Consider the following 19638-nt stretch of genomic DNA (forward strand, 5'->3'; position numbering starts at 1 on the left):
TTATAAATAACAATAACGAGTATCGGAGGTGATATATAGTGGAACTCGTTAAAAGAAATTGGTTAGCTGAACTACGAAATGACATTGGTCTAACTCAAGAAGCAGTAGCCAAAATGGCTAAGATAGAGCGTTCGACTTACACGAAAGCTGAAAATGGTTATCCTGTTAGAGTAAAAACCGCAAAGTCTATAGCAAGTGTTCTTGGTGTAAATTGGACCCTTTTTTTTGATAATAATTGTGATTTAAAAGGACAAAGAGATGTTGTGAATCACAATTAGTATTCTACTAGTTTTTTAAATTTCCTGCTAGGAGGTATAAACTATGAAGTTTAAATCGGTGGAGGACTATCCCATCATCCTAAAAGTTGGTGATATCGCTGAGATTATTGGTGTTTCTGATCGCTCAGCTTACGAAATTATGGAAAGACCCGATTTCCCTTTAATTAGAATTGGTCGTCAGAAAAGAGTTCAAAGGGAAGCGTTCTTTGGTTGGTTAGAAGCTCAGTCCAAACTTAAAAAGGAGGCTTAATCATGCTAGTCAATGAAGTATTAGCAGCTATGCCAGAACAGGAGTCAATCGAGGAAATCATCAAGCGTTTAACAGAACGCATGATGGATAGAGCAAGAGACAATTTCGGGCACATGATTATAGAACCAACGGATTTTGTAGGCTTCTATTTTCATAAAAAGAAATTGCAAAAGTATTACACCGATCAAGGTTTTAAAGTGAAAGAGCTGGATGAGTCATTGCTAGTGGCTTGGAAGAACTAAATCTGAGGAGATGGGATATAAATATGAGCGATTTCGAAAGATTTTCTAAGCATTTGGAGATGAAACTTTCAGAGTTAAGGGCGGAGGTTGCCTTTTCTCAGGCAACCGCCAGTTCTCATTCAAATGAAATTTTTATGTTTGTTAAAGGTGAGGATGGCGAAAACATATGCGTTGGAGCCACTAGTAGTTATCATTCTGCAAGGGATAAAATGTTAACCCTCAAACCAGAATTAGATTTTTATATCTTGGTTGGCGGTACACAAATGAAATTAATTAAATATAAAAGTGATATGGATAAACTCCGTATTCGTCAATCAGACAAAGAAAAATAATTTGTCACGGCGTGCCAAGCTAGTTTTGATAAGAACGGAATTGAAACTGATGCAAGCTTACCGGAAACGCCTTTAACTTTCTTCCATATTATCGGATCTCGAATGTTATCCAAGAACGAATGGCCGTCCCAAGTGATTGCTTTGATTTCCATGTCATAGGATTGGTCGTAATATTCGTCGTACTCGGCAACAATGTAACCCGCGTCTTTTAGTTTTAATAATGAGTAGATAAAGTCTTCTTCGCCATACTTGTGGAACGATTCAAACTCTTTTATGTCAGTTAAAGTTAAATTTTGAAGAAATTCCATTTTTTCTTCAAGTTCCAACAAAGCATGACGAACACAATCGTGGTTAAGTTTCATATCTTCCACCTCCTTCTTACAAATAAGGATATCACAACGAATAGAAAGGAAGATGGTTATGAGAGGCAACATAAACTTTACGGTTTTTCACAACGCTATCTATAAATTTAGAAATGACTTGTCTTTAAACCTGGAGGAAAAGAGAGCTTTACTTAATGCTTTAGAAGAAACAATTGGGGATTTTATCCCTACAGCAGAAGAATTATTGATACAAAAAGAGCGAATTGCTCGATTGGATAATATCGATGGCAAACGGGATCCTGAAGCTTTTAATGCTCTATTAGAACAATGCAAGGGTTACGAAGATAAATACTTAAATTAAACCGAAAGGATGATAAATATGAACGCATTAGAACGTATTGAAATCGAAGAATTAGAGGAAATGGAGCTTACAGAGGAAGCGAAGGAACGCTTTAAGATCACCGATTTAGATTCACTCAACTGGGCATTCCGCAAGATCGCTGCTTTAAATGAGCAAAAGAAAGAAGCACAAGAACTCGCTAAGGCAGAAATGGAGCGTATTAAAACTTGGCTAGATGGTGAAGAGAAGCCGGTTAATAATTCTATCTCTTTCTTTGAAGGATTAATCAAACTCTATCACATGGAGCAGTTAGATAAGGATCCGAAAGCTAAAACACTGAAAACACCTTACGGCAAGTCGAAAAGTACCACTAGTAAAGCTCAACCGGATCAGCAAGATAAGGAAAAGTTACTCGCTTATGTAAAAGACTCTGGACTTACTGACTTAATCAAAGAAGAGGTCAAGTGGGGAGATTTGAAAAAGACTCTTAAGGTAGTAGAGATCGATGGCAAGCAAGTAGTTGTCGATGGAGACGGTCAATTGGTTGAAGGAGCTTCCGTTAAGCCAGCCGATACTAGTTATAAGGTTGAAGTTTAATATGAGGGTTATTGTCATTAACGGTAAACCTTATGTTGAAGATGAAAAGTATGTAGGTGGTTACAGGCCTTTAACAGCGGAAGAAGAATGGAGGTTGATTTACGATGAGTGACCAAAGTCAAATCATGAAACGATTACAAGAACCATTTCCATACTCGGATATTGAATGGAGAGTTGGCAGTACTACAAAGGATAAAACGAAAGGGTTGGCTCTTGCTTATGTAACAAATAGAGCTATTCAAAACCGTTTAGATGACATCTTTGGTCCGTTCGGTTGGAAGAATGAGTACAAGGAGTGGAAAGGTAGTTCGCAATTGTGCGGAATATCAATTAAGCATGAAGGAGAATGGATCACCAAATGGGATGGTGCGAGTGATTCTAATCAGGAAGCAGTTAAAGGTGGATTATCTGATAGTATGAAACGTGCTGCTTACCAGTGGGGCATAGGGCGTTATCTATATAAAATCCCTCAAATGTGGTGCGAGCTTAAACCTATTGGTAAGTCATATGCGTTAAAGAAAAATCCGGCATTGCCAGCATGGGCGCTACCTAAGGGGAATCAAGAAGATGCGAGCCAAAGTGAATTGATCTCACCACCAATTGAAGAGGAACCTACAATGGCCACTGATCAACAAAAAGAAAATATTAAGGGAACAATCATCGAGTTATCAGCAATGAGAAATACAGATGTTAATAACATTTACCAGGCTTTAAATATGCCTCCACTAGAGCAAGTAACATACAAACAGGCGGAAGCAGCATTAAAAACTTTGGAGAAATGGTTCAAACAGGCTCAGCAAAAGGCTGAACAATCATAAGGGGCGTCATCTTAGCGGATCCGCCGCCCCTTAACCATCTAAGGAGATGATGTATATGAGTATACCACAGAAACAATTAAGTGCTAAAGAGCAAAAAAAGATGGTATATCACATTCACCTAACAAAATCTCAATGGTTTATCTATATTCTATTCACCTCATTGACCGGATTGCTTTTGCTATCTGTAATTTATATCGAATATACGCGGTACTGAGTTTTTGAAGGATACTGCGTAACAAGTGAAAGGGTGAAAAACTTGAATAGAGAAAAGGCTAGAGAATATTTTCAAAGGTGCGATTTAGATTATTCAATGGTCGCTTTAGATGATATTGATAAATTAGTTCAGATGGTAAGCGAAGAATTACAATCTTATCTTAAATTTGGTGGGGAACACGCAAAAGGAATGGATATGAAAGCAAGCAAATTGAGAAAGAAAGATGTAAAGGTATTAAAAGACGGTCTACAATATGCACGAATACAAGTAGATGGTAGCTATTTCAAAAGACGAGAAGCAATAACCTTTAGTTCAACTGGTTTTATTGGTTTCGGTGGAGAGTTAGATGATAAGAATGTAGCACCTATTTTAAAAGCGTTTTGCAAATGGTGTGATTACGTTTCTGAAAAATCTAATGTTGCATAGTACGTTGCAAACGAAACAGTAGATTGAAGGTGAGGAAATGAATTACAACCTAACAATTGGTCAGATGATCGACACGTTACAAATTGGTCAAATTGCCAGAAATAACATATACGGAACTTATGTAACTCGAAAATCCTATGGGTTTATATGGGTTAAGAGAGATGGTTCGTGCTTAGAAAATCAGTATTTTGTGATTAGTGATCTAACGATAGATAGTAAATGGGCAATTTTATAATGCTTCGAATATAAACCGACAGAGGGCTAAAACCTCTGTCTGTGAAAGGGAGATGGACATGGAGATAGTCAATTATGGAGAGCGATGTGTATTCTGCCGAAAGCGAGAAGGGGCGTTGTTATTCGATTTCATCACTGGTCATATATGGACGAGCATCGACTTTAAAAGAACTCCTCAAACCTGCGACAGAAGAATGTGCGAACAGTGTGCTACTGAATTGAGCGAAGAATTTCATTTTTGTCCTAAGTGTATCGAAACTACTAAGGAAAAAATCATAGCTAAGGAGAATGGGCATGCCAATCACAAAAGTAAGCCGAGAAATACTTAATAGAATAGCTAAACAACTACAAGCTCAATCAGAAAAAGGACTACGAGAATACGGAGTGACGATAGATGATGCCTCAGACGATCAATATAACTGGTCAGAAGAAGCGTTAGCTGAAGTAATAGACGCATCGCAATATTTAGTTAAAGAGAATATGAGATTGCGCAGAGAGAATGCCGGTCTAAGAGCTAACGAGCAGCGGGGGATTTTATTAGCTCAAATGAGAGAGGAGAAGTGTACATGCAAGTAATAATGATAGCGCACACTCAATTAAGTAAAAGTTTCCGGGATTATCTATTCGATAGAATATCGCTCTATTTGGGTCAAGAGGGGCAACAAATCGCTTTAACAGCTATTCGGACGTGCTATTCAGCTAACAAGCCGAGTGAGATAGTGACGAAAGAAGGTCATAAGTATTTTGGTGAAAAAGCAACCGACGGCGAAAAGGGGACGGAAGCCGATCGCCTGATTCGTCAGATCGTTCACAGTAAGCATTTAAGTACGTTGGAGCATTTAACTTTTACATTCGCTGTTGAGGACGTATCCAGAGCCTTGTTGGCGCAATTGACTCGTCATAGAGTGGGTTTCTCCTACTCTGCGCAATCTCAGCGCTATGTAAAACTCGGGAGCGGCGATCGGAGCGGAGGTTTCGATAATGTTAAGCCTGCCACGATCGGAGAAAGTATTGTTCCTAAATACCAATATATGACTGATAACGGATGGAAAGATTATACCGCGAACGATGTTTTCGACCAAGCTATGAGAGATGCTCAAAACGCTTATGATAAATTGCGTAGCGCTGGCGTTCCTGCCGAAGATGCTCGTGCGGTCCTACCTAATGCAGCTACTACTAATCTAGTAATGACAGCTAACCTAAGAGCGTTGTTGGACTTTTACTCTAAAAGAAAGCCAGGTAATGGAGCGCAGGGCAAAATCGCTCAACTTGCTGTAGCTTTAAAAGATGAGGTTATTAAGGTAGAGCCTTGGACAGAATCATTCTTTAATTAGTATCTCATCCAGCTATTAAAGCGGATGTATCTGTATAAGCAAATATTAATTAGGAGGTAATCCGATTGAATTACAGCATTTATTATCGTACGTTTTTTGTTTGTCGAGATTGCGACTTTAAGTTTTCTTTATTAGGGGCTCAGGCGAAATATGAAGTAGAAGGTTACTGCCCTTGTTGCGAAGGTGATATCGATTATTTATCTGTCAAAGGGATAGAGAAATATCTTAAAGGGCTAAAGGGTGAATTGGCATATATGTAGGAGACTAAGCCTCTCCTAACAAAAGTCAGGGAGGAAAAAATGAATCTATTAGAGCAATATATTCTAGAGGTTTTTAGCGTGGAGCCATATGAATCAGATTGGACCAGTGAATTTCCTGAACGAAAATTCGTGAAGGTTAATATGAAGACCACTTGTTACGGTGTAGAGATAACCGGTGATCACATCTTCAATACAGAAGAATGGGAGAAATATCAAAAGCAAGGTTATTACATGGCATAAATGGAGAGTTCGCTCTCCTTCTCTTTTTACCACAAAAGCGAACATATTTTCGGTAATATTTACCAACAAAAAGGAGGCACCCACTATTGTGTCGAGATCCCCCTAAATAAGTAGTATCTGGTTGTCTTTGTAGCTGTTGGTTAATCATTAGATTCCTCTTGGATGATTAATAGCTCATGGATTTGGCAATTAAGTACCTGGCACAAAGTGATTAAAGTATCGTAATGAACTTGGTTATTCTCGTTACGAGCAAACTTATCAAGTGTACGACGGCTCATTGTATGTCCTTGTTCTTGGATCATACGATGCAACTCGGAAACGCTGTTGATTCCTCTTTCTGCCATTAATATTTTTAAGCGATTTTTCATAATCATGGTTCTTTCCCTCCGAATGATATCTTATGGTAATCATTATATTAAATTTTATAATTATTATACAGTATTTTATAACTTTTGTAGTAAAAATGAGTCTTTATACCTATGTTAATTCGGTTGTTAGTTAACTACCTTTGTAGTAAAATTATAAATGAAGGTAGGAAAGTGAGGTGAAGTTATGAAGCTCAGACACAACCTTCGAGTACTGATGGCTAAGAAGCGAGTCAAATCTCTGAAACAATTGAGTGAATTGATCAACTACGATTACGCAAAGATAGTTCAATTCAACAATTACAACCAGAACAAAATTGACCCAATTCTTATCACGAAACTTTGTGAGTTTTTCGGATGTACTCTTAAAGACCTTCTCTTCTTGTATGAAGGAGATGATGGGACAAACGATGGTTTCCCAAAAAAAAGAAAATGTTCTTAGGATGGAGGGGAGGGAATGGATCAAGCAACACGACAACTAGAAGCTGCTCTCGTTAAATTCTTGCGAGAGTTCCAGAAAGAGAGCAGTTCTCCTGTTGCTGTAATTAGTAACTGGGAGAAAGGAACAATTCAATTACAAGTAGGAGGTAAGTAGATGAATGAATTAATTACCACTAACCACAATGATGATGGTGAAATCATAATTAGTGGTCGTGAATTGCATGAGTTTCTAGAAGTCAAAACCGATTATAAAGATTGGTTTCCTCGAATGGTAACTTATGGGTTTGAAGAGGGTTTAGACTTTAGCTCATTTTTGAGCGAAAGTACAGGAGGAAGACCAAAACGCGATCACCATATAAAACTTGATATGGCGAAAGAGATTGCGATGATCCAGCGAACTGAAAAAGGGAAGCAAGCCAGACAATATTTCTTGCAGTTAGAAAAAATGTGGAATAGCCCTGAAATGGTTATGAAACGAGCATTGCAATATGCTGATCAGAAAGTTCTTGAGATGAAGCTAGAGATTGAAAAGCAACGTCCCAAGGTTCTTTATGCGGAAGCTGTCACCGTTTCGAAGGATACAGTGTTAGTGAAAGATTTAGCTGCGACATTAAAGCAAAAAGGAATCGACATTGGTGAGAAGCGCTTATTCGAGTGGTTAAGAGAAAATGGCTATTTATGCAAAAAGAAAGGCGAAATGCGCAATATGCCAACTCAGAAATCATTAGATCTCGAAATCATTGCCATTAAGCACGGTTTGCGTACTGGATCGGATGGAGAAATGAAGAAGACGAGAACTCCAAAAATCACTGGAAAAGGTCAGATTTATTTTATAAACAAGTTTTTAGACACACGAAAAGAAGCCTAATGCTGGGAACATTAGACTTCAGTAAAAATAATCCGTTGCAAAGACTTCCTGTACTTATTATATACCATTTTGTCTATTTTGAGTACAGGAAAATGCGGATTATACGAAATTTCAGCACGAAGGAGTGTATAGCATGGCAGAAGTAAAGTGGATCAAGCTATCTACTCAGATGTTTGATGATGAAAAAATCCGGTTGATCGAACAAATGCCAGAAGCCGACACAATCTTAATCATATGGGTGAAGCTTTTAGCGCAAGCAGGAAAGACAAACGCTTCTGGATATATTTACCTAAGTGAGACAATTCCTTACACAGAAGAGATGCTTTCTACGATCTTTAATCGTTCATTACCTATAGTGCGATTGGCAATTTCTACCTTTCAGCAGTTTGGAATGATTGAAGTTTCTGACGATAATTTCATTTCAATTGCTAACTGGGATAAGCACCAATCCGTTACTGGGCTTGATAAAATCCGAGAACAGAACAGAAAAAGAGTTGCTGAACATAGGAAAAAGAAAAAGGAATTAGGATGTAACGTTACAGGTAACGGTGATGTAACCGACATAGAAGAAGATTTAGATAAGAATAAGAAAGAGAATAAAGATATACCTTTTGTCGAGATAGTAAACTATCTCAACGATACAGCTTCTAAAAATTATCGTTATTCCACTAAGAAAACGAAAGACCTGATAAAAGCTAGATGGAATGAAGGTTTTACACTAAATGACTTCAAGAGAGTTATTGATATCAAGTGTAAAGAGTGGCTAAACAATCCTGAAATGAACAACTATCTTCGCCCGGAGACTTTATTCGGTACTAAGTTTGAAGGATATTTAAATCAAAAGGAGGGTGTACCAAGTGCAAGCGTTGAGCCTAATTATGACGGATACAACTTCGACAAGGAACTTCCCCAAAATTTCTAGTGAACGTTGCCAAGGTATTCAGAATGGACAAGCTTGCAACAGATTCTTATTCATCATAGATGGCAAGAAAACGTGTCCTGCTTGTGACGTATTCGCAGAAGAAAATAGGAAGTTAGAAGATGCAAGTATTCAGGCATGGCACAGAAAAGAAACGGATAAAACAATGGCGGTCTTTAATCAAGAGAGTTTAGTCAATGAGAGATTAAAGAAAGTGACATTTGAAAGCTATGAACCTTTGAATCCTGTTCTTGAAAAAGCCAAGCGAGCAATGATCCGCTATGCTGAGAATTTTTCGAAAGATAATCCGGTTCCACTCATTCTTAAGGGTGAGTATGGACTGGGAAAAAGTCATCTAGCCTATGCAACAGCAAAAGAGATTGCAAAGAAAGGTTATACATGCATCTTTATTAGCGTCCCCAAGCTTTTAACAAAAATTAAAGGTTCATACGACAGGGGTTCAGAAACGTCTGAATTAGAGTTACTTGAAGCGTTAGAAAAGGTTGATTGCTTAGTTTTGGATGATATCGGTGCGGAACAAACGAAATTGACAAGAGAAGGGGAAGTATCTTGGTCAACATCTAAGCTATTTGAAATCATAGACGCGCGGATCGGGAAGCACACAATATTCACTACTAACTTAGATGATAATCAGATGAAAAAGCACCTGGGGCCAAGAAACTTTAGTCGGCTAATGGAAGATGTTCATCCTATTAAATTGATTGGTGAAGATTATAGATTAAGAAGATTTAAAGATTAGGAGTGTGGATATGAATCTAACAGAGTTATATACCAAGCAAGCATCAATAAGGGAAGAGTGTATCGCTAAATTTGAAGCAGGACAAATGACAACGGAAGAATTAACCTTGCTTATGAATCAAAGCTGGCAAGCTGGTCGTGAAGTAGGTAAAGCACAAGCGGAAACGGAGAGCCTTTTCAGAGAGGCGGGTTTACATGGGCAAGATCAACGTTGGTCATCAAGTAAATCTAGGGGAGCGTAGAAACATCTACATCCCTTTAGATGACATTGATTGGATATGGGATGAAGATGAATTGGAAGCGTTTCGGCATATGTGGGCAGCAGGACGAAGCATTGAACAAATTGCCAAGTATTTTAAACGTAAAGACATAGATGAAATTGTCGTTGTGGTCTTGGATCAGGCGAGAAAAGACAAGATCAAGCCGAGGGAAGGAGGCGTATTTTCGTGAGTAACAGACCAACGTTAAATAGTTTTCGCTCTAGCAAAGACATGAGGTTTGGTAATAAGGTAGCTGAATTCGATAACAGCGTAAAGGAATACAAGTTGTCTGAAGAGGAGTTAGAAAAATATCGACAAGCTGAAGTGAAAAAGCCGGTAAAGAAAAGAGGAGATGGGGATATGGCAAAGCAACCAAAGGTGATTGGTTATGCAAAGTATAAGGAGCTGGAAGCAAAAGTAGAGGTTTTACAAAAGAAGTTAGAAGAGACAAACAAGAAAGAACACGGAGAAGTGGGTTGTGAAACCGAAGAAAGAAAGGCGTTACAGACTTGTTATTATGAGGTTCAACGTTTAGAGAATTTCATCTCCAAAAAATACAGCGATGAAATAGGAAAGGGTGATCCGACGACCGGAGAGAGTGCAGTGGAAGTGGCTATAAGGTTACTAAAAGAGCAAAAAGAACAAATTGTAGAAGCTGCCATTGAGTATGAGGAGCTGGACCAGGAGCGAAGAAAGTTGCTTGAGAAAATAGCTAAATCACAGCAGCCCCCTTTTGATATCGAAAACTATTTAACTGATGATATGAAACAAGTAATTGCTGAACGTGACGCTCTTAAACAACTAGTTAAGGTGGTCTATCAATGAAACAAACTTCTGAAATGACTACAGCGGATTGGTTGGAATGGCAAAAAGAAGTGATTCGAGAAGAGTTAAAGGAAGAGGTAACCAATATCGAGGGGTGATCTTGTGAGATTGGACCAGCAACCTGTTAGAGCAGTACCTAAAGTGACAAGGAAGCCGAATCGGAAGAAAAAGAAGGTTGAACTATACAAGGGTGTTAAGGTGCCTTCTAGAAAAGCACGAGGGCAGATCGATAAAAAGAATTACGACAAAGCGATGGAAAAATACGAATACCAATGTGCGGAATGCGGAATATCTGTAGGTTTAGAAATGCATCACATTGTATTCAGAAGCGATTCAGGGCGAAAAGGATGGAGAAATCTCGTGCCTCTCTGTAAACTGCATCATGACTTCTGTCACGAGAAATTTCCGAATAAGGAATTGCGGGAGACTTACTCTGGTTGGTACGCGGATATGTGGAGAGAGAAGCATGAAATGTTATATGGACCATTCTTTGCAGCTGATAAATATGACCTCTGGAAAGCGGGGTTAATTCCAAATTGTACAGACCAGGCATTCGATAGTTTCATGGATTGGGAAGAGGTGAAAGCTTGTGACTCGCTGGGTCGTTGAATCTACAGATGCAGGACTAGTAATTGTTGTGGTATATGAGCCAGGAATGAAGAAAGAGCAAGTTAAGAAAGAGTTGAGAGGAAAACGGACGGCGCTGGTACCTGACGGTGAGGGGTATCGGTTTAAGTGATAGTCGAAGGAAACTGTGCATTAAGGAGTGAGACAAAGTGAATTTAGAAGAAGTTAAAAAGAGTGATTATAGTTGGGTGTTGGAATATCTCAAAAGGGAAACTGTATTTGATGGTCAGCGGATAGAGGAGCAGATAAATTGGCTTATAGAGCAGGCTGAACGTGTTGAAATATATAAAAAAGCATTAATGGAAATCGGAGCAAAACACGAACCTCCTGCAAGTAAGATTGCTAATGAAGCTCTTTGGAGAGCCGATTATGAAAGAAATAAGTAACTGAACAGTTCGTAAAAACTGACTTATACCCTTTTAAGACCATTTATAAAAGGTGTATAAGAATCCAACTATACAGTAACATGTCAAATTTAATAAGACAAGGGGTGTGAGATAGATGATCCATATCAAACATTGTCCTCAATATACGGATGTCTATAAAGGCAACTGGATCGTAGCGAGGATTTATGAAGATGGCAATGGAGGAAAGTTTGTAAAGGTGTTAGCGGATGGATATGATGCGGTAGCTGCAAGTGAGGCTGAGGCATTGAGCATAATTAAAGGACGAGTGATGTAGATGGGAAAACAATGCCGAGTTGATGGTTGTTATAAGGATGTTGTCGGTCTTGGTTATTGTTCAATGCATTACACGCGACTAAAAAGGTATAACGATCCACTTTTTCCGGGATTGAATGGTGGTAATAGACCTAAGAAAATCAAATTCAAAGAAGTGGAAGGTTGTTTTGTCTTAACCTCTCATAAATTGAACTCTGGTGGTTATTCGGAAATTAGGATAAGAGGAATTACTAAAAAGGTACACCGCCACGTTTATGAACAATGTTTTGGAGAAATACCTGAGGGTTTGGTTGTTAGGCACAAATGTGACAATCCATCTTGCGTTAATCCTGAACATTTAGAAATAGGAACTCAAAAAGATAATGTTCGTGACATGATGTTGAGAAATAGGCACGTTAAGGGTTCTAAAAAATCTGCGAGTAAGTTGAAAGAAACAGACGTTATAAATATTAAAAGGTTATTAAAAAAGGGATGCACTAATGTTTATATCGCTAGTTTATATAAAGTTCATAATAGCGTGATATCCGAAATAAAACATAAAAAAATATGGACACATGTCGAGGTGGTAAATTAAGTGAATAGATCAATTATTGTCGGTCGTCTTACTAGAGATCCAGAACTTAGATATTCCGGGCAGGGGGTTGCCGTGTGTAACTTTACGGTTGCTGTTAATCGCCCTTTTGATAAAGAAAAAGCGGATTTTATTAATGTAGTTTGCTTCAAAAAGACTGCTGAAAATGTAGCAAACTACTTGAAAAAAGGTAGCTTAGCAGGGGTAGACGGACGGATTCAAACAAGGAGTTATGACAATAACGAAGGACGCAGAGTTTTTATTACAGAAGTTGTAGCAGAAAGTGTGCAGTTCTTAGAGTCTCGTGGAAATGGTGGAGGTCAACAGCAGCAATCGAATCAGCAGCAAAATAATTACCCAGATCCATTCGCTAATGATGGACAACCGATAGATATCTCAGATGATGACTTGCCGTTTGGATAAACGAATTTAGGAGGTTATTATGGCTCATTCGTATGTTAGAGGGGATAAGGTACCTAAGAGTATTCCTTTCATGAAGCAGCTTCCAGTAGGGATTAAGGAAAAGAGCGTTAAGAAAGGCGACGCTATCTATGTTGATGGTGTCCCTCATAAAGTAACAGCGATTATCGGAATTGAGTTAAAAGGGCACTATGTGCAGGTTATCGGAAAATGTAAACAATTAGAGGTGAAAGAATGAATCTTCAGCGCTTATTCGAGAAACAGAGAGAATTAAAAGAGAAAATCGATTATGAAGGAATTGACAAGTACGAGAAATTGACGTTGGCTTTCATTGTTGAAATGGGTGAATGTGCTAATGATTGGCGTGGGTTCAAGTATTGGAGTCGAAATACAGAACCTAAAGAAACTCTTCTTGAAGAGTATGTAGACGGGTTACATTTCGCTTTAGAAAAAGGTATTGAATTGTTAGATTCAGAAGAAATCATGATGTTGCCCTCTTACTCCAATATGGCAATTGAGAAAAAAAGGAATGTAACAGAACAATTCAAAATGATTATATTAGCTGCTATACAGTTAGAGGTATTACGTGAAGAATCTTCTTCATATTTAGATGAGGAATACACCGTATTTTTAGAGGTTTTCTTAGGTCTTGGAGAAATGCTTGGCTTCACATGGGAGCAGATCGAACGAGGTTATTTAGATAAAAACAAGGTGAATCACGCAAGGCAAGAAAGCGGGTATTAGTATGAACAAAAGCTTTATGATCTTTGTCATAGTAGGTCGGTCGAGATGGTCAGAAGAAGCTCTTATGCAGAAGACGGATGAAGAAATAGAAAAGATCTATAACGACGTAATGGAAAAGGAAGAAGCAAATGGCACGAATCAGAAGTAAGAAGGTTAATTATTATGGTCACACATTCGATTCGGTGGCGGAAGGGGAGTTTTACCTCTCCCTTCGCTCAGATCCAAACGTGCAAGACATCATCCTGCAACCTCAATACACTCTCATAGGGGCGTTTGCTGTGCCGTGTGGCAAATGTAACGGAACAGGAAAGGTAAAGTCTAGGAAGACCGCTAACGAGGTACAGTGTCGCTCCTGTAAAGGCGCAGGAGAGAGTAAGCGTAGACCTTGGACATACAAAGCGGACTTCCTTGTGATCTATAAAGATGGCCGTCAAGAAGTGATCGATGTAAAAGGGGGATTCACTGATGCGAAATTCCCTTACGTTAAAAAGATGTTTGAATATAAAACTGGTCAAGAGTTGATCGTTTGGAAGAAAACGAGAACAGGATGGAAAAGAGGTTAGGAATGAATTGGATTGAAAAAGGACAAGTAGTGTCGTTCTTTATTCTAGTGGGATTTTTAACAGTTATGTTAGTGAGGTGAGGAAATGACTGAGCAACAGTTAACCGAATATGTAAAAGAGTTGCAAATCATTCAAAAAGAGATCGAGTATACAGATAATTCGGACTTACAATCTCTTATTCTTTTACTCTCTAAACGCTTAGTGCTAGTTGGTAAGATCTCTGCTTCTTTATCTGGTGATTATAAAAGGATCTACGCAAGACGAAAGCAAATGCACGCTGAAGCTTACATACGGGCCACTAAGAATAAAGCGGCAATGGCTGAACTAGCGATAGTGGAGATCAGAGAGAAGGAAGCGGAAGCGTATGAGGATATGAAACGGTGGAATAACGCATTTGATAGCACAAAAGAAGAGATTAATGCTCTGAAATATAAGGTGAAAGTAGGAATCGCGGACGGATCCGGACAGAACTTCTAGGAGGAATACATGTTAATAGCATTTCAAATTATTTTACTTATCCTGACCCTAATATGTGGATTGGGAGCCATTGCAGAAAAGAAAGAGGGGCATAGGAAGCAGATTGTCGCTATCTTATTAGCCGCCGTAGTAGCTATGCTTATAACAATTTATTTCTAGGAGGCCAAAATGGACTATCTCATGTTTTGTGATTATTGTGGAATGCCGAAAACTATACCTGGGCACATCATGAGAGAATATTTCTGGATAGCGTCACATGTTTATTGTAGCAGCTGTAACAAGCCAAACAAAATACCGCAAGAACTACAGTATATAGCAATGCAAATGAGGGGGAATTAAACCATGTCAAAAGCCATGTTACTCTATAAGGATTTGTTAACAGAGATAGAAATCTTAGAGATACAGAAAAGAGGCGTTGAGCGCGAATATCAAAACATCTATAACAAGTCTCTCATGGTAAAACCTAAAGGCGTCAGAGCGGTGGATTATGGCGCTGAGAGGGTAACTGGCGGGCTTGTACAAATTCCTTTTTATGATGCGATAGGGAAAGTTGAACAGGTAAAGGAGAAATATCGAGAAATCGAGCAAGAACTAGCGCTGAAATATCGGTTAAGGGACGAGATCAAAGAACACATAGAGCAACTTGAAGGGATTGAGTATCAGGTGGCGCGCAAGAAGTGGATCGAGAATAAAAGCTTGGCTGTAATAGCGAAAGAGCTCAGTTTTAGCGAGATACACATCAAAAAGATTAGCGCGAAGTTAGAGAAGAAGCGGACTGCGGTAGAGTGTTAAGCTGATGATGAGTCGCATCGGAAGGATACTACGAAGAAAAGAAAGGGTGAAAGATATGAGATATTACAAGCATTATAAAGGCGGTATTTATAAACATATCGGTATAGCTAAACATTCTGAAACACAAGAAGAAATGGTTATTTATCAAGGTTCAGACGGTCAAATGTGGGCAAGACCTAGTTCGATGTTCAATGAACTAATCGTATATCCAGAGGGGCAAGAAGTTGAACGTTTCAGGCCTCTTGGGAATGAAGTTCCTAAAGAGGTTTCAGAAAGCTTACGTATGAAGTTTGGGAAGTACAAAGGGTATTATGAATGGGATTTAGCGGTTGAATGGTTTCAGACCAGTAATGATGCTTTCTTTGAAAAATACGGCTTTAATTTTGTACCTAAAGGTAGGTTGTTTGAAGAGGCAAGAGAGTATGTTTATTGGAACGGCAGAAATAACATACAACAGAATATAAACATTGAGATTAAACAACCCGATTTAGCTCCTAGTGATGTCTTGAAAGAAATAACAAAAAGTCTAGCTAAAAGTAGTTTTAATAAAATAGGTTACTGAATAGTTCGGTCAATTTGTATACTATGGGTATACTGAAATGTTGTAAAATCCTGATATACTTATAGTATGGAAGAAATTCCAAAAAAACGCATGGTTATCTTCGACAAGATTGCATGTAGTTGATTGTCTAAAGAAGGCGACTCCTAACGAGCGGGAGTTGCCTTTTTCATGCCTCTATCGTCTAACGGTAAGATAGCTGATTTGTATTCAGTGGATGCGGGTTCGATTCCTGTTGGAGGCTTCGTTATCGGTGGCGGAATAGGTAGACGCTAACAGAGGTATAGGAGTGTCGTAGTTGCATACTGCCCTCTATAAATGCAATAAATATACTCTATGCAAGGTGCAAATCCTTGCCCGATAAACGGTGGAGAAGGTTGCCGTATTAATTCCTTCGAGTTCTAATCTCTTCCAATCTCGTTAAAATATCGAGGTTGCATCCTAGGTTATAGAGAAAAGAACAAATGAACGCTTGCTCTCTGTCGGATCGGGGTTATCTCGGTCGGTCTCAATGTGCCACATTGGGTACTCAAGCAGAGAGGGGGCGTTTTATTTTAGCTCATGCACCAAGTTGTGCAAGGAGACAGCTGGACACGTAATGCGTGCACCGGCTTTTTTATTTATTGCCTACAGCACATTGCCTATAGTGGTGAGGGGGATTCCCTCTGTGCTGTAGAGAGTGAATAAAAGGAGGATAACGGCAATGAAGGTAATTTTATCAGTGTGGTTAATTATATTTGGTGGGATGTTCTGTGATGCCGTTGTCGAGAAGCCGTTAAGATTAAGGGATTACACATTTATTGGATAACTAGAAGGACTATTGTCTCCTTTTGTCGAATTGTAGGGTGAAAGGAGGGGAGATCATGAGAATATTGCTTGTTATGGATAGTGGTAAGGAATATGAGATTGTTGATGATAATTCTAGTGTAGAAGAGTTTTTATCTAATTTGAGAACTGACTTAGGGGTTTTGAAGAACGGTTTATTGAGATACCCAACTAAAAGAGACGTTTATTTTAATCCAACTCACTTATCCTCAATTGAAGTGATAGAGGATTAAGGGGAGTGATTTGAGATACATTAACGAAGGCTACTCAGTATATGGGTGGTCTTTTTTAGTGTGTTGAACCTATAATTCCTTAGAAAGTGGTATAATTAACCACAAACAAAAGTAACAAGGGGGTGAGGAGAATGAAGAAGGTATTATTACTTTTATTATCTTGTATATGGGTATTGGGGGCATGCGGAGCGGATGCCGAAGAAGTAGTGAGTGAAGATGTTGCAGAGAAGAAAACCGAAATGACTGATACTGAAGCGTTAAATTATCTTGAGCAGATCACTTATCGATACATCGAAGGAGTAAATGAAGAGAATGGCAGTTTTGAACAAAAGAGCGCATTGCAAGCAGGGTTAAGGGCGTGTGACACTGTAATCGCAGAAATAGAAGAAGAGTACGGCGGGGATGTCACTGTCGCATCCGAAATAATTGATTTAGCCAACGGTGTCAAAAACACAATGCGAGAAGTGTTAGATGGCAATTACGATGACCTGGAAGATAAGAATTATGCAATAGGTGTATTGATTGGAAGCATATCCGAAGAATACTTAGATGGGGAATTACCTCCAACGTTAAAATATGGATTAGAGTTGGACGGAAAGTGACTAACGCTTGAAAAGAGGGGTGCCTTATGAGGTATCTCTCTTTTTGTGTGTTAAAGAATCAACCTATCCGAATAGTTAGGAGATGAGTGGTGATGTAGATGGCTAGACAACGTGATCCTAGAAGAGATGAAGCATTTGAGATATGGAAGAAGAGTAAGGGTGAAAAGAAGCTTAAGGATATTGCTGCTGAATTAGGTGTATCTGACACTCAGGTGCGTAAGTGGAAGAGTCAAGATAAATGGGAACCAGCAAAAGGGAACGTTACTAATTCGAAAAGTAACGTTACTAAACAGAAAAACGTTCCAGTTCCAGTTATAGAGAATGATGATCTTAATGACAATCAAAAAATGTTCTGCCTTTATTATCTAAAGTATTACAATGCGATTAAGGCTTATCAGAAAGCTTATGATTGCGATTATAAATCTGCTCATTCGAATGCTCATCGTATGATGGCAAATGAAGGCGTAAGAACGGAAATACAACGCCTGAAAGCTGAACAGCAATCAGGCGTTTTTTTAGATGCTCAAGTGATATTGCAGAAGTACATGGATATTGCTTTCGCTGATATAACCGACTTCCTCACATTCGGAAGGAAAGAAGTTGAAGTTGATAAGGGTGAGAATGGCGAACCGATCATGGTTGAAGTTAACTATGTGGAGTTCAAGAACTCTCATGCTGTTGATGGAACGATAGTGACTGAGGTAAAGCAAGGGAAAGACGGAGTATCCATAAAGCTCGCTGATAAGATGAAAGCTCTTGAAAAGCTAGAGAAATATGTAGAGCTGCTGTCAGATACGCAAAAGAGCAAGTTAGAAGAAGAGAAGCTATTAGCCGAAACGGTCTTAACCAAAGCCAAAGCCGAGCTTGTTAAAGGGTCAAAGAAAGATACGTCCTTGCTTGAAGCTCTTATTAATCTTAGGAGTGAGAGCGAATGATTGTATTTTCTCCTAAACAAAAGCAGATTATCACCGCTCCATACGATGTGACATTAGAAGTAAATGAAGGTACTCCCCGCTCAAGTAAAACGACGGCGGGTGTTTTTCGTTATGCGGACTACATTGCTGGTACGAGAGATGAGAATCACCTTATCGTCGCCTATAACCAAGAGCAAGCCTTTCGGCTCTTTATGGAGTGTGATGGTTTTGGACTCATGCATATATTTGGTGATCTGGCCAAGATCAAGCATGACGAAAATGGAGATCATTTGCTAGTTGATACGCACAATGGGCAAAGGAAGATCTACTACAAAGGTGGAGGGAAAGCAGATAGCAAGAAAGCCATTACTGGTATGTCGCTTGGATCTGTAGCCTTTTGTGAGATCGACTTGCTCCACATGGATATGATACAAGAGTGCTTCCGTCGTACTTTTGCTGCTAAAGATCGATATCATCTAGCGGATCTTAACCCTCCTTCTCCTAATCATCCGGTGATTAAAGAAGTATTTGAGGTTCAGAAAACTCGTTGGGTGCATTGGACCATTGATGATAATCCGATCATTACAGGTGAGCGTAAACAGGAGATACACGAAACACTCAAAAAGAATCCGTACCTTTACAAGCGAGATTGGCTAGGGCAAAGGGTAATCCCTTCGGGAGTTATCTATAGCATGTTTGACATGAAGGACAATATCAAACAGAAGCTTGAAGGTAAGAAGATTGAAATGTACTTCTCTGGTGATGGTGGTCAGAGCGATGCTACTAGCGTGAGTTGTAATATTGTCACAAGGCACAAGGGGAAGCAAAGGCAATATGATTATAAATTGAACAGGGTTGCTCATTATTACCATAGCGGTTCTGATACTGGTCAAGTAAAGGCAATGAGTACCTATGCTAAAGAAATCAAGACTTTCATCTTATGGTGCCAAGAGAAGTTTGATATAGTTCGCTCGGAAGTGTTTATCGATCCTGCCTGTAAGTCTTTACGAGAAGAGTTACATCTGTTGGGGGTCGTAACGAGTCCAGCTAACAATAACTCGAAGGATATCAAAGGATCATCAAAGGGAATTGAGGTTGGAATTGAGCGGATGCAGAGTGCTATCACAAACGAACAATTCTTACTGCTAGAAACAGAAGAGTATGATCACTACAACTTTATCAAAGAGATAGGGATGTATTGTCGCGATGATAATGGCAAGCCGATAGACGCTAATAACCACGCATTGGATGAAGCGAGATACGCAAATAACTATTATTACAGAAAATACGTGCTGTAAGAGGTGGT

At 39.0% G+C, this 19638-nt stretch carries 41 protein-coding genes and 1 tRNA gene; 40 read left to right on the top strand and 2 right to left on the bottom strand.

Features of this window, described 5'->3' with window-relative positions; all coding sequences use genetic code 11:
* Positions 1-38 precede the first annotated feature (38 nt).
* From BkAM31D_RS01965 to BkAM31D_RS01980, 4 genes are read left to right on the top strand one after another with little or no spacing between them, the layout of a single operon-like run.
* The gene (locus tag BkAM31D_RS01965) at positions 39-278 is read left to right on the top strand and encodes a helix-turn-helix transcriptional regulator (RefSeq protein ID WP_066158447.1); all 240 of its coding nucleotides are present in this window, start codon (positions 39-41) and stop codon (positions 276-278) included.
* Between the two features lie 43 nt (positions 279-321).
* Positions 322-528: a helix-turn-helix domain-containing protein gene (locus tag BkAM31D_RS01970; protein ID WP_066158445.1), complete on the top strand. Its 207-nt coding sequence runs from the start codon at positions 322-324 to the stop codon at positions 526-528.
* Positions 529-530: 2 nt separating this feature from the next.
* A complete protein-coding gene (locus BkAM31D_RS01975) occupies positions 531-770 on the top strand; it encodes a hypothetical protein (RefSeq protein WP_066158443.1) in 240 nt (79 codons plus the stop codon).
* 23 nt (positions 771-793) lie between these two features.
* The gene (locus tag BkAM31D_RS01980; protein ID WP_066158441.1) at positions 794-1102 is read left to right on the top strand and encodes a hypothetical protein; all 309 of its coding nucleotides are present in this window, start codon (positions 794-796) and stop codon (positions 1100-1102) included.
* On the opposite strand, the gene BkAM31D_RS01985 is transcribed toward BkAM31D_RS01980, so the two are convergent.
* Positions 1081-1464: a DUF2513 domain-containing protein gene (locus tag BkAM31D_RS01985; RefSeq protein ID WP_066158439.1), complete on the bottom strand. Its 384-nt coding sequence runs from the start codon at positions 1462-1464 to the stop codon at positions 1081-1083. The two genes, BkAM31D_RS01980 and BkAM31D_RS01985, sit on opposite strands and share 22 nt — an antisense overlap.
* A 58-nt stretch (positions 1465-1522) precedes the next feature.
* On the opposite strand from BkAM31D_RS01985, the gene BkAM31D_RS01990 reads away from it, so the two are divergent.
* The 9 genes from BkAM31D_RS01990 (at position 1523) to BkAM31D_RS02030 (ending at position 5888) form a co-directional block, all read left to right on the top strand.
* Positions 1523-1786, top strand: coding sequence for a hypothetical protein (locus tag BkAM31D_RS01990; RefSeq protein ID WP_066158437.1), 264 nt, complete (start codon positions 1523-1525; stop codon positions 1784-1786).
* An 18-nt stretch (positions 1787-1804) separates the two neighbouring features.
* Entirely contained in the window at positions 1805-2362 is a 558-nt protein-coding gene (locus BkAM31D_RS01995; protein ID WP_066158435.1) for a host-nuclease inhibitor Gam family protein, read from the top strand.
* 104 nt (positions 2363-2466) lie between these two features.
* Complete coding sequence (locus BkAM31D_RS02000; protein WP_066158434.1) at positions 2467-3180, top strand: Rad52/Rad22 family DNA repair protein; 714 nt, start codon at positions 2467-2469, stop codon at positions 3178-3180.
* A 256-nt stretch (positions 3181-3436) separates the two neighbouring features.
* On the top strand, positions 3437-3820 hold the full coding sequence (locus tag BkAM31D_RS02005; protein ID WP_066158432.1) for a hypothetical protein: 384 nt from the start codon (positions 3437-3439) through the stop codon (positions 3818-3820).
* A 37-nt stretch (positions 3821-3857) separates the two neighbouring features.
* Complete coding sequence (locus BkAM31D_RS02010; protein WP_066158430.1) at positions 3858-4055, top strand: hypothetical protein; 198 nt, start codon at positions 3858-3860, stop codon at positions 4053-4055.
* A 293-nt stretch (positions 4056-4348) separates the two neighbouring features.
* The gene (locus BkAM31D_RS02015) at positions 4349-4630 is read left to right on the top strand and encodes a hypothetical protein (protein WP_066158429.1); all 282 of its coding nucleotides are present in this window, start codon (positions 4349-4351) and stop codon (positions 4628-4630) included.
* Entirely contained in the window at positions 4621-5388 is a 768-nt protein-coding gene (thyX, locus tag BkAM31D_RS02020; RefSeq protein ID WP_066158427.1) for an FAD-dependent thymidylate synthase, read from the top strand. Before BkAM31D_RS02015 ends, thyX begins: the two co-directional genes overlap by 10 nt.
* 65 nt (positions 5389-5453) lie before the next feature.
* A complete protein-coding gene (locus BkAM31D_RS02025; RefSeq protein WP_066158425.1) occupies positions 5454-5648 on the top strand; it encodes a hypothetical protein in 195 nt (64 codons plus the stop codon).
* 39 nt (positions 5649-5687) lie between these two features.
* Positions 5688-5888 carry a hypothetical protein gene (locus BkAM31D_RS02030; RefSeq protein ID WP_066158423.1) on the top strand — a complete coding sequence of 67 codons (201 nt, stop codon included), beginning with the start codon at positions 5688-5690 and terminating at the stop codon, positions 5886-5888.
* A 140-nt stretch (positions 5889-6028) separates the two neighbouring features.
* Here BkAM31D_RS02030 and BkAM31D_RS02035 read toward each other — a convergent pair whose 3' ends face one another.
* Positions 6029-6262 carry a helix-turn-helix domain-containing protein gene (locus tag BkAM31D_RS02035; RefSeq protein WP_066158422.1) on the bottom strand — a complete coding sequence of 78 codons (234 nt, stop codon included), beginning with the start codon at positions 6260-6262 and terminating at the stop codon, positions 6029-6031.
* A gap of 208 nt (positions 6263-6470) precedes the next feature.
* Between BkAM31D_RS02035 and BkAM31D_RS24780 the strand changes: the two genes are divergently transcribed.
* From BkAM31D_RS24780 to BkAM31D_RS02150, 27 genes are all read left to right on the top strand, one after another.
* Positions 6471-6695: a helix-turn-helix domain-containing protein gene (locus tag BkAM31D_RS24780; protein WP_218017044.1), complete on the top strand. Its 225-nt coding sequence runs from the start codon at positions 6471-6473 to the stop codon at positions 6693-6695.
* A gap of 15 nt (positions 6696-6710) precedes the next feature.
* On the top strand, positions 6711-6848 hold the full coding sequence (locus tag BkAM31D_RS23390) for a hypothetical protein (protein WP_157076894.1): 138 nt from the start codon (positions 6711-6713) through the stop codon (positions 6846-6848).
* Complete coding sequence (locus BkAM31D_RS02045; RefSeq protein ID WP_066158418.1) at positions 6849-7562, top strand: phage antirepressor KilAC domain-containing protein; 714 nt, start codon at positions 6849-6851, stop codon at positions 7560-7562.
* A gap of 133 nt (positions 7563-7695) precedes the next feature.
* Positions 7696-8484, top strand: coding sequence for a phage replisome organizer N-terminal domain-containing protein (locus BkAM31D_RS02050; RefSeq protein WP_066158416.1), 789 nt, complete (start codon positions 7696-7698; stop codon positions 8482-8484).
* Positions 8420-9241, top strand: coding sequence for an ATP-binding protein (locus tag BkAM31D_RS02055; RefSeq protein WP_157076893.1), 822 nt, complete (start codon positions 8420-8422; stop codon positions 9239-9241). The genes BkAM31D_RS02050 and BkAM31D_RS02055 overlap by 65 nt, the downstream gene beginning before the upstream one ends.
* Before the next feature lie 10 nt (positions 9242-9251).
* Positions 9252-9482 carry a hypothetical protein gene (locus BkAM31D_RS02060; protein WP_066158412.1) on the top strand — a complete coding sequence of 77 codons (231 nt, stop codon included), beginning with the start codon at positions 9252-9254 and terminating at the stop codon, positions 9480-9482.
* Positions 9436-9690, top strand: a complete 255-nt coding sequence (locus BkAM31D_RS02065; protein WP_066158410.1) for a hypothetical protein — start codon at positions 9436-9438, stop codon at positions 9688-9690. The genes BkAM31D_RS02060 and BkAM31D_RS02065 overlap by 47 nt, the downstream gene beginning before the upstream one ends.
* The gene (locus BkAM31D_RS02070) at positions 9687-10325 is read left to right on the top strand and encodes a hypothetical protein (RefSeq protein ID WP_066158408.1); all 639 of its coding nucleotides are present in this window, start codon (positions 9687-9689) and stop codon (positions 10323-10325) included. The genes BkAM31D_RS02065 and BkAM31D_RS02070 overlap by 4 nt, the downstream gene beginning before the upstream one ends.
* A 102-nt stretch (positions 10326-10427) precedes the next feature.
* Entirely contained in the window at positions 10428-10934 is a 507-nt protein-coding gene (locus BkAM31D_RS02075) for an HNH endonuclease (RefSeq protein WP_066158406.1), read from the top strand.
* On the top strand, positions 10915-11064 hold the full coding sequence (locus BkAM31D_RS23395) for a hypothetical protein (RefSeq protein WP_157076891.1): 150 nt from the start codon (positions 10915-10917) through the stop codon (positions 11062-11064). The genes BkAM31D_RS02075 and BkAM31D_RS23395 overlap by 20 nt, the downstream gene beginning before the upstream one ends.
* 37 nt (positions 11065-11101) lie before the next feature.
* A complete protein-coding gene (locus BkAM31D_RS02080; RefSeq protein ID WP_066158404.1) occupies positions 11102-11338 on the top strand; it encodes a hypothetical protein in 237 nt (78 codons plus the stop codon).
* A gap of 115 nt (positions 11339-11453) precedes the next feature.
* The gene (locus BkAM31D_RS02085) at positions 11454-11633 is read left to right on the top strand and encodes a hypothetical protein (RefSeq protein ID WP_066158402.1); all 180 of its coding nucleotides are present in this window, start codon (positions 11454-11456) and stop codon (positions 11631-11633) included.
* A complete protein-coding gene (locus tag BkAM31D_RS02090; protein ID WP_066158400.1) occupies positions 11634-12206 on the top strand; it encodes an HNH endonuclease signature motif containing protein in 573 nt (190 codons plus the stop codon).
* Positions 12207-12626 carry a single-stranded DNA-binding protein gene (gene ssb, locus BkAM31D_RS02095; protein ID WP_066158398.1) on the top strand — a complete coding sequence of 140 codons (420 nt, stop codon included), beginning with the start codon at positions 12207-12209 and terminating at the stop codon, positions 12624-12626. It abuts the gene before it with no gap.
* Positions 12627-12645: 19 nt separating this feature from the next.
* Positions 12646-12861, top strand: coding sequence for a hypothetical protein (locus BkAM31D_RS02100; protein WP_066158397.1), 216 nt, complete (start codon positions 12646-12648; stop codon positions 12859-12861).
* Positions 12858-13367: a dUTP diphosphatase gene (locus tag BkAM31D_RS02105; RefSeq protein WP_066158395.1), complete on the top strand. Its 510-nt coding sequence runs from the start codon at positions 12858-12860 to the stop codon at positions 13365-13367. Before BkAM31D_RS02100 ends, BkAM31D_RS02105 begins: the two co-directional genes overlap by 4 nt.
* Position 13368: 1 nt before the next feature.
* Positions 13369-13515 (top strand): BH0509 family protein, encoded by a 147-nt coding sequence (locus BkAM31D_RS23400; protein ID WP_157076890.1) that lies wholly within the window; start codon positions 13369-13371, stop codon positions 13513-13515.
* Positions 13496-13930, top strand: a complete 435-nt coding sequence (locus BkAM31D_RS02110; protein ID WP_066158394.1) for a DUF1064 domain-containing protein — start codon at positions 13496-13498, stop codon at positions 13928-13930. The genes BkAM31D_RS23400 and BkAM31D_RS02110 overlap by 20 nt, the downstream gene beginning before the upstream one ends.
* Positions 13931-14014: 84 nt before the next feature.
* A complete protein-coding gene (locus BkAM31D_RS02115) occupies positions 14015-14407 on the top strand; it encodes a hypothetical protein (protein WP_066158392.1) in 393 nt (130 codons plus the stop codon).
* A 9-nt stretch (positions 14408-14416) separates the two neighbouring features.
* On the top strand, positions 14417-14566 hold the full coding sequence (locus BkAM31D_RS23405) for a hypothetical protein (RefSeq protein WP_157076889.1): 150 nt from the start codon (positions 14417-14419) through the stop codon (positions 14564-14566).
* A gap of 183 nt (positions 14567-14749) precedes the next feature.
* On the top strand, positions 14750-15199 hold the full coding sequence (locus BkAM31D_RS02120; RefSeq protein WP_066158390.1) for a hypothetical protein: 450 nt from the start codon (positions 14750-14752) through the stop codon (positions 15197-15199).
* 55 nt (positions 15200-15254) lie between these two features.
* Complete coding sequence (locus BkAM31D_RS24115; RefSeq protein WP_235820535.1) at positions 15255-15761, top strand: DUF1653 domain-containing protein; 507 nt, start codon at positions 15255-15257, stop codon at positions 15759-15761.
* A 170-nt stretch (positions 15762-15931) separates the two neighbouring features.
* Positions 15932-16002, top strand: a tRNA-Thr gene (locus BkAM31D_RS02130).
* 619 nt (positions 16003-16621) lie between these two features.
* The gene (locus tag BkAM31D_RS02135) at positions 16622-16816 is read left to right on the top strand and encodes a hypothetical protein (RefSeq protein WP_066158386.1); all 195 of its coding nucleotides are present in this window, start codon (positions 16622-16624) and stop codon (positions 16814-16816) included.
* A gap of 131 nt (positions 16817-16947) precedes the next feature.
* The gene (locus tag BkAM31D_RS02140) at positions 16948-17418 is read left to right on the top strand and encodes a hypothetical protein (protein WP_066158383.1); all 471 of its coding nucleotides are present in this window, start codon (positions 16948-16950) and stop codon (positions 17416-17418) included.
* 98 nt (positions 17419-17516) lie between these two features.
* The gene (locus BkAM31D_RS02145; protein WP_066158381.1) at positions 17517-18353 is read left to right on the top strand and encodes a terminase small subunit; all 837 of its coding nucleotides are present in this window, start codon (positions 17517-17519) and stop codon (positions 18351-18353) included.
* A complete protein-coding gene (locus BkAM31D_RS02150) occupies positions 18350-19630 on the top strand; it encodes a PBSX family phage terminase large subunit (RefSeq protein WP_066158379.1) in 1281 nt (426 codons plus the stop codon). Before BkAM31D_RS02145 ends, BkAM31D_RS02150 begins: the two co-directional genes overlap by 4 nt.
* Positions 19631-19638 lie beyond the last annotated feature (8 nt).

The sequence above is a fragment of the Halalkalibacter krulwichiae genome, from assembly GCF_002109385.1.
GTDB lineage: Bacteria > Bacillota > Bacilli > Bacillales > Bacillaceae_D > Halalkalibacter > Halalkalibacter krulwichiae.

What these genes read in the sequence shown, in the direction of transcription:
- BkAM31D_RS01985 (WP_066158439.1), bottom strand. Translation starts at nt 1,464, where the DNA reads ATGAAACTTAACCACGATTGTGTTCGTCATGCTTTGTTGGAACTTGAA.
- BkAM31D_RS01995 (WP_066158435.1), top strand. Translation starts at nt 1,805, where the DNA reads ATGAACGCATTAGAACGTATTGAAATCGAAGAATTAGAGGAAATGGAG.
- BkAM31D_RS02100 (WP_066158397.1), top strand. Translation starts at nt 12,646, where the DNA reads ATGGCTCATTCGTATGTTAGAGGGGATAAGGTACCTAAGAGTATTCCT.
- BkAM31D_RS02000 (WP_066158434.1), top strand. Translation starts at nt 2,467, where the DNA reads ATGAGTGACCAAAGTCAAATCATGAAACGATTACAAGAACCATTTCCA.
- BkAM31D_RS02035 (WP_066158422.1), bottom strand. Translation starts at nt 6,262, where the DNA reads ATGATTATGAAAAATCGCTTAAAAATATTAATGGCAGAAAGAGGAATC.
- BkAM31D_RS23390 (WP_157076894.1), top strand. Translation starts at nt 6,711, where the DNA reads ATGGATCAAGCAACACGACAACTAGAAGCTGCTCTCGTTAAATTCTTG.
- BkAM31D_RS02010 (WP_066158430.1), top strand. Translation starts at nt 3,858, where the DNA reads ATGAATTACAACCTAACAATTGGTCAGATGATCGACACGTTACAAATT.
- BkAM31D_RS23400 (WP_157076890.1), top strand. Translation starts at nt 13,369, where the DNA reads ATGAACAAAAGCTTTATGATCTTTGTCATAGTAGGTCGGTCGAGATGG.
- BkAM31D_RS01980 (WP_066158441.1), top strand. Translation starts at nt 794, where the DNA reads ATGAGCGATTTCGAAAGATTTTCTAAGCATTTGGAGATGAAACTTTCA.
- BkAM31D_RS02135 (WP_066158386.1), top strand. Translation starts at nt 16,622, where the DNA reads ATGAGAATATTGCTTGTTATGGATAGTGGTAAGGAATATGAGATTGTT.
- BkAM31D_RS01975 (WP_066158443.1), top strand. Translation starts at nt 531, where the DNA reads ATGCTAGTCAATGAAGTATTAGCAGCTATGCCAGAACAGGAGTCAATC.
- BkAM31D_RS02115 (WP_066158392.1), top strand. Translation starts at nt 14,015, where the DNA reads ATGACTGAGCAACAGTTAACCGAATATGTAAAAGAGTTGCAAATCATT.
- BkAM31D_RS02065 (WP_066158410.1), top strand. Translation starts at nt 9,436, where the DNA reads ATGGGCAAGATCAACGTTGGTCATCAAGTAAATCTAGGGGAGCGTAGA.
- BkAM31D_RS02030 (WP_066158423.1), top strand. Translation starts at nt 5,688, where the DNA reads ATGAATCTATTAGAGCAATATATTCTAGAGGTTTTTAGCGTGGAGCCA.
- BkAM31D_RS02090 (WP_066158400.1), top strand. Translation starts at nt 11,634, where the DNA reads ATGGGAAAACAATGCCGAGTTGATGGTTGTTATAAGGATGTTGTCGGT.
- BkAM31D_RS02050 (WP_066158416.1), top strand. Translation starts at nt 7,696, where the DNA reads ATGGCAGAAGTAAAGTGGATCAAGCTATCTACTCAGATGTTTGATGAT.
- BkAM31D_RS02140 (WP_066158383.1), top strand. Translation starts at nt 16,948, where the DNA reads ATGAAGAAGGTATTATTACTTTTATTATCTTGTATATGGGTATTGGGG.
- thyX (WP_066158427.1), top strand. Translation starts at nt 4,621, where the DNA reads ATGCAAGTAATAATGATAGCGCACACTCAATTAAGTAAAAGTTTCCGG.
- BkAM31D_RS23405 (WP_157076889.1), top strand. Translation starts at nt 14,417, where the DNA reads ATGTTAATAGCATTTCAAATTATTTTACTTATCCTGACCCTAATATGT.
- BkAM31D_RS02015 (WP_066158429.1), top strand. Translation starts at nt 4,349, where the DNA reads ATGCCAATCACAAAAGTAAGCCGAGAAATACTTAATAGAATAGCTAAA.
- BkAM31D_RS02085 (WP_066158402.1), top strand. Translation starts at nt 11,454, where the DNA reads ATGATCCATATCAAACATTGTCCTCAATATACGGATGTCTATAAAGGC.
- BkAM31D_RS24780 (WP_218017044.1), top strand. Translation starts at nt 6,471, where the DNA reads ATGGCTAAGAAGCGAGTCAAATCTCTGAAACAATTGAGTGAATTGATC.
- BkAM31D_RS02120 (WP_066158390.1), top strand. Translation starts at nt 14,750, where the DNA reads ATGTCAAAAGCCATGTTACTCTATAAGGATTTGTTAACAGAGATAGAA.
- BkAM31D_RS02060 (WP_066158412.1), top strand. Translation starts at nt 9,252, where the DNA reads ATGAATCTAACAGAGTTATATACCAAGCAAGCATCAATAAGGGAAGAG.
- BkAM31D_RS02105 (WP_066158395.1), top strand. Translation starts at nt 12,858, where the DNA reads ATGAATCTTCAGCGCTTATTCGAGAAACAGAGAGAATTAAAAGAGAAA.
- BkAM31D_RS02110 (WP_066158394.1), top strand. Translation starts at nt 13,496, where the DNA reads ATGGCACGAATCAGAAGTAAGAAGGTTAATTATTATGGTCACACATTC.
- BkAM31D_RS02045 (WP_066158418.1), top strand. Translation starts at nt 6,849, where the DNA reads ATGAATGAATTAATTACCACTAACCACAATGATGATGGTGAAATCATA.
- BkAM31D_RS01990 (WP_066158437.1), top strand. Translation starts at nt 1,523, where the DNA reads ATGAGAGGCAACATAAACTTTACGGTTTTTCACAACGCTATCTATAAA.
- BkAM31D_RS02145 (WP_066158381.1), top strand. Translation starts at nt 17,517, where the DNA reads ATGGCTAGACAACGTGATCCTAGAAGAGATGAAGCATTTGAGATATGG.
- BkAM31D_RS02150 (WP_066158379.1), top strand. Translation starts at nt 18,350, where the DNA reads ATGATTGTATTTTCTCCTAAACAAAAGCAGATTATCACCGCTCCATAC.
- BkAM31D_RS01970 (WP_066158445.1), top strand. Translation starts at nt 322, where the DNA reads ATGAAGTTTAAATCGGTGGAGGACTATCCCATCATCCTAAAAGTTGGT.
- BkAM31D_RS24115 (WP_235820535.1), top strand. Translation starts at nt 15,255, where the DNA reads ATGAGATATTACAAGCATTATAAAGGCGGTATTTATAAACATATCGGT.